The organism is Jannaschia sp. S6380, assembly GCF_023015695.1.
In the GTDB taxonomy this organism is placed as follows: Bacteria; Pseudomonadota; Alphaproteobacteria; order Rhodobacterales; family Rhodobacteraceae; genus Jannaschia.
Genome location: NZ_JALKAS010000001.1, coordinates 2,113,341 through 2,122,934, shown reverse-complemented (window position 1 = coordinate 2,122,934; position 9,594 = coordinate 2,113,341). Strand labels below are relative to the sequence as shown.

10 protein-coding genes are annotated in these 9,594 nt (G+C 65.7%); 8 read left to right on the top strand and 2 right to left on the bottom strand.

The window, feature by feature from the left end:
* Positions 1–24 precede the first annotated feature (24 nt).
* The 8 genes from coaBC (at position 25) to MWU52_RS10960 (ending at position 7,418) form a co-directional block, all read left to right on the top strand.
* Complete coding sequence (gene coaBC, locus MWU52_RS10995; RefSeq protein WP_246951966.1) at positions 25–1,215, top strand: bifunctional phosphopantothenoylcysteine decarboxylase/phosphopantothenate--cysteine ligase CoaBC; 1,191 nt, start codon at positions 25–27, stop codon at positions 1,213–1,215.
* A complete protein-coding gene (dut, locus tag MWU52_RS10990) occupies positions 1,212–1,664 on the top strand; it encodes a dUTP diphosphatase (RefSeq protein ID WP_246951964.1) in 453 nt (150 codons plus the stop codon). Before coaBC ends, dut begins: the two co-directional genes overlap by 4 nt.
* On the top strand, positions 1,661–2,713 hold the full coding sequence (moeB, locus tag MWU52_RS10985; RefSeq protein WP_246951962.1) for a molybdopterin-synthase adenylyltransferase MoeB: 1,053 nt from the start codon (positions 1,661–1,663) through the stop codon (positions 2,711–2,713). The genes dut and moeB overlap by 4 nt, the downstream gene beginning before the upstream one ends.
* Before the next feature lie 58 nt (positions 2,714–2,771).
* Complete coding sequence (locus tag MWU52_RS10980) at positions 2,772–3,557, top strand: transporter substrate-binding domain-containing protein (RefSeq protein WP_246951960.1); 786 nt, start codon at positions 2,772–2,774, stop codon at positions 3,555–3,557.
* A gap of 9 nt (positions 3,558–3,566) precedes the next feature.
* A complete protein-coding gene (locus MWU52_RS10975; RefSeq protein WP_246951958.1) occupies positions 3,567–4,349 on the top strand; it encodes an amino acid ABC transporter permease in 783 nt (260 codons plus the stop codon).
* A 74-nt stretch (positions 4,350–4,423) separates the two neighbouring features.
* Positions 4,424–4,972 (top strand): GbsR/MarR family transcriptional regulator, encoded by a 549-nt coding sequence (locus MWU52_RS10970; protein ID WP_246951956.1) that lies wholly within the window; start codon positions 4,424–4,426, stop codon positions 4,970–4,972.
* Entirely contained in the window at positions 4,969–6,399 is a 1,431-nt protein-coding gene (locus MWU52_RS10965; protein ID WP_246951954.1) for a cytochrome ubiquinol oxidase subunit I, read from the top strand. The genes MWU52_RS10970 and MWU52_RS10965 overlap by 4 nt, the downstream gene beginning before the upstream one ends.
* Positions 6,396–7,418, top strand: a complete 1,023-nt coding sequence (locus tag MWU52_RS10960; protein ID WP_246951952.1) for a cytochrome d ubiquinol oxidase subunit II — start codon at positions 6,396–6,398, stop codon at positions 7,416–7,418. Before MWU52_RS10965 ends, MWU52_RS10960 begins: the two co-directional genes overlap by 4 nt.
* A 15-nt stretch (positions 7,419–7,433) precedes the next feature.
* On the opposite strand, the gene MWU52_RS10955 is transcribed toward MWU52_RS10960, so the two are convergent.
* Both MWU52_RS10955 and MWU52_RS10950 read right to left on the bottom strand, forming a co-directional pair.
* Positions 7,434–8,492: an ATP-binding cassette domain-containing protein gene (locus tag MWU52_RS10955; RefSeq protein ID WP_246951950.1), complete on the bottom strand. Its 1,059-nt coding sequence runs from the start codon at positions 8,490–8,492 to the stop codon at positions 7,434–7,436.
* Positions 8,492–9,538: an ABC transporter permease subunit gene (locus MWU52_RS10950; protein ID WP_246951948.1), complete on the bottom strand. Its 1,047-nt coding sequence runs from the start codon at positions 9,536–9,538 to the stop codon at positions 8,492–8,494. Before MWU52_RS10950 ends, MWU52_RS10955 begins: the two co-directional genes overlap by 1 nt.
* Between the last annotated feature and the right edge of the window lie 56 nt (positions 9,539–9,594).

Sequence of the window (9,594 nt, the reverse complement as noted above, 5' to 3'; positions counted from 1 at the left end):
GACAGGGCGGGCAAGGGGGCGGCGATGCTGACAGGCCAGAGAATACTCCTCATCATCGGCGGCGGTATCGCGGCGTTCCGCGCGCTGGAACTGATCCGCCGCCTGCGGGATCGCGGGGCGACGGTGACGCCCGTGCTGACCGCGGCGGCCGAGGAGTTCGTGACGCCCCTGTCGGTCTCGGCCCTGGCGGCGTCGAAGATCTATCGCGACCTCTTCGACCTGACCGACGAGGCCGAGATGGGCCATATCGAACTAAGCCGCTCCGCCGACCTGATCGTGGTGGCCCCGGCGACCGCGAACCTGATGGCCCGGATGGCGTCGGGCATCGCCGACGACCTGGCGACCACCCTGCTACTGGCCACGGACACGCCCGTCATGATCGCGCCGGCCATGAACGTGCGCATGTGGGAGCACGTGGCGACCCGGCGAAATCTGGCTACCCTGATTGCAGACGGTGTGACCGTCATCGGCCCGGAGGAGGGCGCCATGGCCTGCGGCGAATACGGCCCCGGCCGCCTGTCAGAGGTTTCGCAGATCATCGACGCGATCACGGCGCGGCTGACAGACGGGCCGCTGACGGGGCGGCATGTCGTGGTCACGTCGGGGCCTACGCATGAACCCATCGACCCCGTGCGCTACATCGCCAACCGCTCCTCCGGGGCGCAGGGGGCGGCCATCGGTGCGGCGCTGCGCGACTTGGGCGCGCGGGTCACCTTCGTTACCGGACCGGCCGAGGTTGCGCCACCCGACGGCGTCGCGGTCGTGCGGGCCGACACCGCACGGGCGATGTTCGACGCCGTGCGCGCGGCCCTGCCCGCCGATGCCGCGGTCATGGCCGCCGCCGTCGCCGATTGGCACGTCGAGAATGCCGGCGCCCAGAAGATCAAGAAGGGAGATGGCGGCCTGCCGAGCCTGACCTTTGCCGAGAACCCCGATATTCTCGCCTGGGTGTCAGGGGCCGAGGCGCGGCCGCCCCTGGTCGTGGGATTCGCCGCCGAGACGGAGGATGTCATTGCCCATGCCACCGCCAAGCGGGCCCGAAAAGGCTGTGACTGGATCTTGGCCAACGACGTCTCGCCCGGCAGCGGCATCATGGGCGGGTCCGAGAACGCCGTGACCCTGATCACCGCGGAGGGGGCCGAAACCTGGCCGCGCCTGTCCAAGCAGGAGACGGCGAGGCGCCTCGCGCGACGGATCGCGGATCATCTGGCATGAGCGTTCGGATCCGCGTGACCCGGGCCGAGGGGGCGGACCCGGACCTGCCCCTGCCGAATTACGAGACACTGGGTGCTGCCGGTGCCGACTTACGCGCAGATACCGGGGGCGGGGTCACGACGCTCGATCCCGGCGGGCGGGCGCTGATCCCGACCGGCCTGCATGTGGCCGTTCCCGACGGTTACGAGATGCAGATCCGCCCCCGGTCGGGCCTGGCGCTGCGCCATGGTGTCACGCTCGCCAATGCGCCGGGCACCATCGACAGCGATTATCGCGGGCCCCTGGGCGTGATCCTCCTCAACCTCGGGGACGCACCGTTCCAGGTGACGCATGGCATGCGAATCGCCCAGGCCGTCGTCGCCCCCGTCGTACAGGTCGGGTGGGAGATCGCCGAACATCTTGATACCACGCCTCGCGGGGCGGGTGGCTTCGGGTCCACCGGAACATGATGCTCGTCCTGATCCTGGCCGCGGTGCTCTGGGGGCTGGGGATGGTGTTCCGGACGCCGGTGGCGGCGCGGCTCTACATGCTGGGCCTCCTCTATGTCGCAGTGCTGTTCGTACAGTTCGCTCTGCCCGACGGCCATCCCCTGCGCCAAAGCCTCGGTGGTGGGCCGGGGCAATGGCTGGTCCTCGGCGGGCTGATCGGTGCCATCCTGATCTACCGCGCGGGTCTGGGTCGCGTCCGCAGCCGCGCCCGTGCCGTCGAGGCCGCGCGCGCGGCGCAGAACCCCACGCCTGAAGGATCGTTCTCGGCCGTCGAACTGGAACGCTATGCCCGCCACATCGTCTTGCGTGAGATCGGCGGGCCGGGGCAGAAACGCCTGAAGGCGGCGCGCATGCTGGTGATCGGGGCCGGCGGGCTGGGATCGCCGGTTCTCCTCTATCTCGGGGCGGCGGGGGTTGGGACGATCGGCGTGATCGACGACGACGATGTCTCGCTTTCGAACCTGCAACGGCAGGTCGTCCATGGCGACGCCGATGGCGGTCGGCCCAAGGTCTTCTCGGCCGAACGTGCCATCCGCGCGCTGAACCCGCATGTGACCGTCCGACCGTATCATCGGCGTCTGACGTCAGAGATCGCGGCCGAACTGTTCGCGGACTACGACATCGTCATCGACGGCTCGGACAGTTTCGTGACGCGCGGGCTGGTAAACGCGGGCGCGGTGGCGGCGGGAAAGCCCCTCGTCTCCGGGTCGATCGCCCAATGGGAAGGGCAGGTGACGATCTACGATCCGGCCCGCGGGGCGCCGTGCATGGCCTGCCTGTTTCCCGAGGCGCCGGCAGACGGCCTGGCCCCGCCCTGTGCCGAGGCGGGCGTGGTGGGCGCCTTGCCCGGTATCGTCGGAAGCATGATGGCGCTGGAGGCGATCAAGCTGGCGACCGGGGCAGGCACGCCCCTTCGAGGTACTATCCTGCTCTGGGACGGGCTCGACGCCGATGCCCGCCGGATCGACGTCGCGCGGCGCCCCGGCTGCTGCGTCTGCGGCGCGGTCTGAACCCTTGCGCGATCGATCTGTGGATGCATCATCGCCCCCAACCAACAGGAGAGACGTCATGAAAAGCCTCGCTTTCGTCGCCGCGATCGCCGTCGCGGCCCCCGCCCTGGCCGACGGGCACCTGCCCGATCTCGGGGGGCGCACGGTGACCATCGCCACCGAGGATGCCTATCCGCCGCTGCAGTTCAAGGACCCTGGATCGGGCGACGCGATCGGCTGGGAATACGACGCGATGGCCGAGATCGCGGACCGCCTGAACTTCACGCCGGAATACGAGAAGATCAGCTGGGACGCGATGATCCCGGCGGTGTCCGAAGGGCAGATGGACATGGGCATGACCGGGATCACCATCCGCGAAGACCGGGCCGAGGTGGTCGATTTCTCCGATCCCTACATGCGGTCCCAGATGCGGATGATCGTGCGCGGCGACGAGGATCGCTTCGACGATGCCGAAGGTTTCGCCGCCGACGATGACCTGCTGATGGCCGCGCAGCCCGGGACGACGCCCTTCTATGTCGGCGTCTATGACGTCCTTGACGGGGACGAGGCCAACCCCCGAATCAAGCTGTTCGAGACCTTCGGTGCCGGGGTTCAGGCGCTGCGTGCGGGCGATGTCGACTTGGCGCTGTCCGACTCCACGGCGGCGCAAGGCTACGTCTCGGCATCCGACGGGGCGCTCAAGCTGGTGGGCGACCCCTTGGGAACCGAGGATTTCGGATTCATCTTTCCCATGGGCAGCGAACTGGTCGAGCCGATGAACGCCGCGATCGCCGACATGAAGGCCGACGGCACCATCGACGCGCTGAATCAGAAATGGTTCGTCGACTACCAGATCGGGGGCTGAGCGTCGGAATTGGGCCCCGCGACGGACCCCGAGCGCGATTTTCCGTGGTGGCTGGTGGCCGTCACGGTCCTGATCGGCGGGGCCTACCTGGCCATCCTGAACGACGAGGTGCTGTCGCAGACATTCGCCACCCTGCGGCGCGGGGTGGCGATCACCATCTTCGTCACCGTCGTCTCCTTCGCTTTCGCCACGGTTGTCGGGCTGGGACTGGCATTGATGTCGCTGTCGGGCAACGTCGTGTTGCGCCAGATCGCGCGGTTCTATGTCGAAGTGGTGCGCGGCATCCCGATCCTGGTGCTGCTGCTCTACGTGGCGTTCGTCTTCGCGCCTGCGCTCGTGGCGTTGTGGAACTGGACCGGTCTGCCCGAGATCCGTACGCGGGATTTTTCGCTGCTCTGGCGGGCGATCCTTGCCCTTGTCATCGCGTATTCCGCCTTCATCGCCGAGGTGTTCCGCGCCGGCCTGCAATCCGTCGATCCCGGCCAGATCGAGGCGGCCAAGGCGCTTGGCCTCAAGCGCTGGCCGCGGTTTCGCCATGTGATCATGCCGCAGGCGATCCGCACGATCCTGCCGCCGCTGGGCAACGATTTCGTGGCGATGGTCAAGGATTCCTCGCTCGTCTCGGTGGTGGGGGTGCTCGACCTGGCGCAGTTGGGCAAGCTGACGGCATCTGGAAACTTCCGGTATTTCGAGACCTACAACATCGTGGCGTTGATCTATCTGACCATGACGATCCTTCTGTCCCTCGCCCTGCGCGGGTTGGAACGCCGCCTGCAGCAAAGGCGGGGGTAGGGCAGGACGTCGCACCCCTTGCCCACATCGGCCGAGGCAATACATCCATTTCAGAAATTACTGAAACGGATAACATGGCGCTTTCCACGACACATCAGGAGTTCGTCCTGCACTTCGGTGAGATGGGCAGTCGGTGGGGCATCAACCGTACCGTCGGGCAGATCTATGCGCTGCTGTTCCTGTCCGAAGCGCCGCTGAACGCCGAACAGATCACGACGCAGCTTTCCATCAGCCGCTCCAACACCTCGATGGGCCTGAAGGAACTGCAGAGCTGGAACCTGGTCCGGCTGCGGCATTATCCGGGCGATCGGCGGGACTATTTCACCACGCCCGACGACTTGTGGGAGATTGTCCGCACCCTGGTGTCGGAGCGCCGCAAGCGTGAAATCGACCCAACGCTGACCAAGTTGCGCGAGTTGGAGATGTCCGGTCCCCAGGGCGACCCCTATGCCGAGGCCCGCATCGCCGAGCTGCGCGAGATGATCGAGATGATGACCCAGTTCCATGATGAGATGGAGCGGCTGGAGACGGAACGGTTGGTCCAGTTGATGACGATGGGTCGCAAGCTGGGCTCGCTTTTCGACCGCGCGCCGAGGATGAAGCTGTGGGGGAAGGCGAAATGATGGACACGTTGCTGCTCAGCCGGATCCAGTTCGCGGCCAATATCTCGTTCCACATCCTGTTTCCCACGATCACCATCGCGCTGGGCTGGTTCCTTTTGTTCTTCAAGCTGCGGTTCCAGTGGACGGGGGACCTGAAGTGGATGGAGGCCTACCGGTTCTGGGTGAAAATCTTCGCGTTGAGTTTCGCCATGGGCGTCGTCTCGGGCATAACGATGTCGTTCCAGTTCGGCACGAATTGGCCCGGCTTCATGGAGACGGTGGGCAACATCGCGGGCCCCCTTCTGGCCTACGAGGTGATGACCGCCTTCTTCCTGGAGGCCGTTTTCATCGGGATCATGCTCTTTGGTTTCAGCCGGGTGCCGGGGTGGCTGCACACGCTGGCGACGTTCCTCGTGGCCTTCGGCACGACCATGTCGACCTTCTGGATCATCGTCCTGAACTCCTGGATGCACACGCCGCAGGGGTTCGAGATGATCGATGGCGTCGCGCACGCGACCGACTGGTGGGCCATCGTCTTCAATCCGTCGATGCCGTACCGGCTATCGCATATGCTGCTGGCCAGCGGTCTGACCGTCAGTTTCCTGATCGCGGGGATCAGCGCGTTCCGCTGGCTGCTGGGCGACCGCAAGGAAAGCGTCCGCTCCTCGATGCGGGCCGGCTTGATCTTCGGGGCGCTGCTGATCCCGGTGCAGATCTTCGCGGGCGACATGCATGGACTGAACACGCTGGAGCATCAGCCGGCCAAGGTCGCCGCGATGGAGGCGAATTGGGAGACGCGGTCGAACGTGCCCTTGGTCCTGTTCGCGCTGCCCAACGAGGAGACGCGCGAGAACGACCTGGAGGTCGCGATCCCGAACCTCGCCTCGATCATCCTGACTCACAAGGCCGACGGCGTCGTGCCCGGCCTGAACGACTTCGTGACCGAGGACGGCACGGTCCTGCATCCGCCCGTCGACAAGGTGTTCTGGTCCTTCCGCGTCATGGTCGGAACCGGGCTCGCGATGCTGCTGCTCAGCTGGACCTCGGTCGCGCTGATAGCGCGGCGGAACGCCCACGGGCGCCGCCTGCAGATCGACCGCCTGCCGCGAATTCTGCTCTATGCGCTGGTTCCCATGGCCCTTTCGGGCTGGGTCGCGACGCTGGCGGGGTGGTACACGACCGAGATCGGCCGGCAACCCTGGCTGGTGCAGGGCGTGATGACGACCGAAATGGCCGTCGCGGACCTGCCGGCGCCGATGGTCCTGTCGACGCTGCTGGGCTACCTGGCGATCTACGCCGCGCTGCTTTTTGCCTATGTCGGCGTGATCCTCTACCTCGCGGTCAAGGCGCGGTATGACGAACCGCTTGAAAGCATGACACCCGCGTCGGGCGAGGCCGTGGTCGATGCGATCACCCGCGAGGATCGCGGCGCGGTGCCGGCGGAATGACCATGGAGCTCTTCGGATATCCGGCCGACCAATGGCTGCCCTTCGTCTTCGCGGCGCTGATGGGCCTGTCGATCCTGATCTATGTCGTCCTCGACGGCTATGATTTGGGCGTCGGCCTGCTGACGCCCTTCGCCGACGACGACGAGCAGCGCGACATGATGGTCGCTTCCATCGGTCCGTTCTGGGATGCGAACGAGACCTGGCTCGTGCTTGCCATCGGCCTGCTGCTGGTGGCCTTCCCGACCGCGCATGGTATGATCCTGACGACCCTCTACCTGCCGGTCTTTTTCCTGCTGATCGGTTTGATCCTGCGCGGCGTCAGCTTCGAATTCCGCGTGAAGGCGCGGGCCAAGTACAAGAACCTCTGGAACTGGCTGTTCTTCGGCGGCTCTCTCCTGGCGACGCTGGCGCAGGGGTTCATGCTGGGGATCTATGTGATGGGGTTGGAACATTCGTTCGGCACGATCCTGTTCGGGATCCTCTGCGCGCTGGCCCTCACGCTGGGATACGCGTTCATCGGGGCGGCGTGGTTGATCCTTAAGGGAATGGACCGGCTGCAGCGCAACGCCGTCATCTGGGCCAAGGACTGCATCTGGGGCCTCGTGGTCGGGATCGGCGCGATTTCCCTGGCGACGCCGCTGGTGTCGGACCGCATCTTTGACCGCTGGTTCGTCTGGCCCGACATGCTGTGGCTGTCCCCGCTGCCGATCCTCTCGCTCGGGCTGCTCGCCCTGCTCTGGCGCAGCTTCCGGCATCTGCCGGCCGACGGGGACCGCTGGGCCTGGGCGCCGTTCACCGCGGCGCTGGGGCTGTTCACGCTTGCCTTCCTCGGCCTGGCCTACAGCTTCTATCCCTATGTCGTCCCCGAACGACTGACGATTTACGAGGCGGCCAGCGCACCGGAAAGCCTGATGATCATCGGCATCGGCGCGATCTTCGTTGTGCCCAGCATCCTGGGTTACACGGCGCTGGCCTACTGGGTCTTCCGCGGCAAGGCGAAGGCGCTGCGCTACGACTGACGCCTTCGACCGGCGTCAGGCGACGCGGCGATCCTCGGATGCGGCCTCGACCGGGACGAGGGCCTTGACCAGGTCGCGCATGTGCAGAAGTCCGACCTGGCGGCCATCCTCCATCACGCGGTAATGCAGGTTGGTATCGCCTTCCGACAGGGCGATCACCGACTCCAGGTTCTGGTTCGCCTCCACCTCGCCTGACAGCCCGGACCCCTCGCGCTCCGTCTTTTCCATGACCGAGCGGACGCGCAGCACCCGCGCGCGGTTGATGTCGGAGATGAAGTCGATGATGTACGGATCGTTCGGACGCAGCAGGATGTCCTGCGGCTCGCCCTGCTGGACGACGGCGCCGTCCTTGAGAATGACGAGGTGGTCGGCCAGTTTCAGCGCCTCGTCCAGGTCGTGCGTGATGAAGACGATGGTCTTCTGCAACTCGCGTTGTAATTCCAGCAGCAGGTCCTGCATGTCGGTTCTGATCAGGGGGTCCAGCGCGCTGAACGCCTCGTCCATCAGCATGATTTCGGAATCCGACGCCAGCGCCCGGGCGATGCCGACCCGCTGCTGCATGCCGCCGGAGAGCTGTCCTGGGTAATGTTCCTCGTAGCCGGCCAGCCCCACCCGTTCGAGCCATTTCTGACCCTCGCGGTCGGCGATGTCGGCGCTCTCGCCCCGGACGCGCCGCGACATGCCGGCATTCGCCAGCACCGTGTGATGCGGGAACAGCGCGAATTTCTGGAACACCATCGACATCGTGTTCTGCCGAAGCTGGGCCAGCCGCGGATCGCCATAGGCCAGCACGTCTTCGCCATTGACGATCACCTCGCCCGACGTGGGATCGATCAGCCGGTTCAGGTGCCGGATCAGGGTCGACTTTCCCGATCCGGACAGACCCATGATGACGGTGATTTCGCCCGCGCGGATGTCGACATTGATGTCCTGCAGGCCCAGCACGTGGTTGTACTGGTCCAACAGCTCGGGCTTGCCCATGCCGCCCTCGACATGCGCCATCATCGCTTTCGCGTTCGGCCCGAAGATCTTGTAGAGCTTGCGGATCGAAACCTTGATTTCATTGTCGGTCATCAGCGGGCACTCGAGTCTATGCGGCCCAGAGCGGCCTTGGTGGCACGGTCCAGCAGGACCGCGAGAAGGACGATGCAGAAGCCCGCGACGAGGCCCACGCCCAGTTCCAGGTTGCGGATGCCGGCCAGGACCTTCACGCCCAGACCCGGGGCCGAGACCAGCGAGGCGATCACGACCATGGCCAGCGACATCATGATGGTCTGGTTGATGCCGGCCATGATGTTGGGCAGCGCCAGCGGGATCTGCACCCCCCAGAGCTTCTGGCGGTCCGACATGCCGAAGGCGTCGGCCGCCTCGATCACGTCCTTGTCGACCAGGCGGATGCCCAGATCGGTCAGGCGGATCACCGGCACGATGGCGTAGAGGATGATCGCGATGCCGTAGAGCTTGGATTCAGTCACCGAGAACAGGAAGATCAGCGGGATCAGATAGACGAATGTCGGAAGGGTCTGCAGCATGTCCAGGATCGGGATGGTCATCCGCTGCAGCGCGTTCGATCGCGACATGGCGATGCCGATGGGCACCCCGAGCAGGATCGAGATGATGGTGCAGACGAAGATGATCGACAGCGTCTTGATGGCGTCGTCGTAGTAATCGATGAACGCCATGAACAGGAAGGCGAAGGCGACGAACAGCGTCACGCCGATCCGACGGGAGGCGAACCAGGTCGCCAGCACCAGAAGCGGGATCATGATGAACCAGGGGATCGCCTGAAATGCCTCGAGCGAGGCGTCCAGCATCCAGCTGAGCGGTTGCGTCAAAGGGTCGAGGACCACCTTAAGCGGATCCTTGATAGTCAGGAAGCCCTGTTCGACCGCCTCGGTCATGTCGCGGGAGCGCGGGATCGCGCCGCAGGACTTGTTGAGCGCATCGAGCGAGGGGAACGGCGTCTCGAGCAGGGGGACCGCCGGATCGGGGCCGTCCTCAACCTGGGTGCCGTTCGCGCGGGCCAGCATCTCGGCCATGGTCATGGGCCCGTCGGTCGCGCCGCCGCTGCACCATTCCTCGAGGCCCGCGGCCTCGAACAGTCCGTCATAGGTTGCCATCTACGTTCCCCGTCCGTCCATATTCTTCGCGGCTGGGGTCTGACGCCCTTCGCCGG

Coding starts and splice junctions, on each gene's coding strand:
- dut (WP_246951964.1), top strand. CDS start 1,212: ATGAGCGTTCGGATCCGCGTGACCCGGGCCGAGGGGGCGGACCCGGAC.
- MWU52_RS10965 (WP_246951954.1), top strand. CDS start 4,969: ATGATGGACACGTTGCTGCTCAGCCGGATCCAGTTCGCGGCCAATATC.
- MWU52_RS10960 (WP_246951952.1), top strand. CDS start 6,396: ATGACCATGGAGCTCTTCGGATATCCGGCCGACCAATGGCTGCCCTTC.
- MWU52_RS10970 (WP_246951956.1), top strand. CDS start 4,424: ATGGCGCTTTCCACGACACATCAGGAGTTCGTCCTGCACTTCGGTGAG.
- MWU52_RS10980 (WP_246951960.1), top strand. CDS start 2,772: ATGAAAAGCCTCGCTTTCGTCGCCGCGATCGCCGTCGCGGCCCCCGCC.
- moeB (WP_246951962.1), top strand. CDS start 1,661: ATGATGCTCGTCCTGATCCTGGCCGCGGTGCTCTGGGGGCTGGGGATG.
- MWU52_RS10955 (WP_246951950.1), bottom strand. CDS start 8,492: ATGACCGACAATGAAATCAAGGTTTCGATCCGCAAGCTCTACAAGATC.
- MWU52_RS10950 (WP_246951948.1), bottom strand. CDS start 9,538: ATGGCAACCTATGACGGACTGTTCGAGGCCGCGGGCCTCGAGGAATGG.
- coaBC (WP_246951966.1), top strand. CDS start 25: ATGCTGACAGGCCAGAGAATACTCCTCATCATCGGCGGCGGTATCGCG.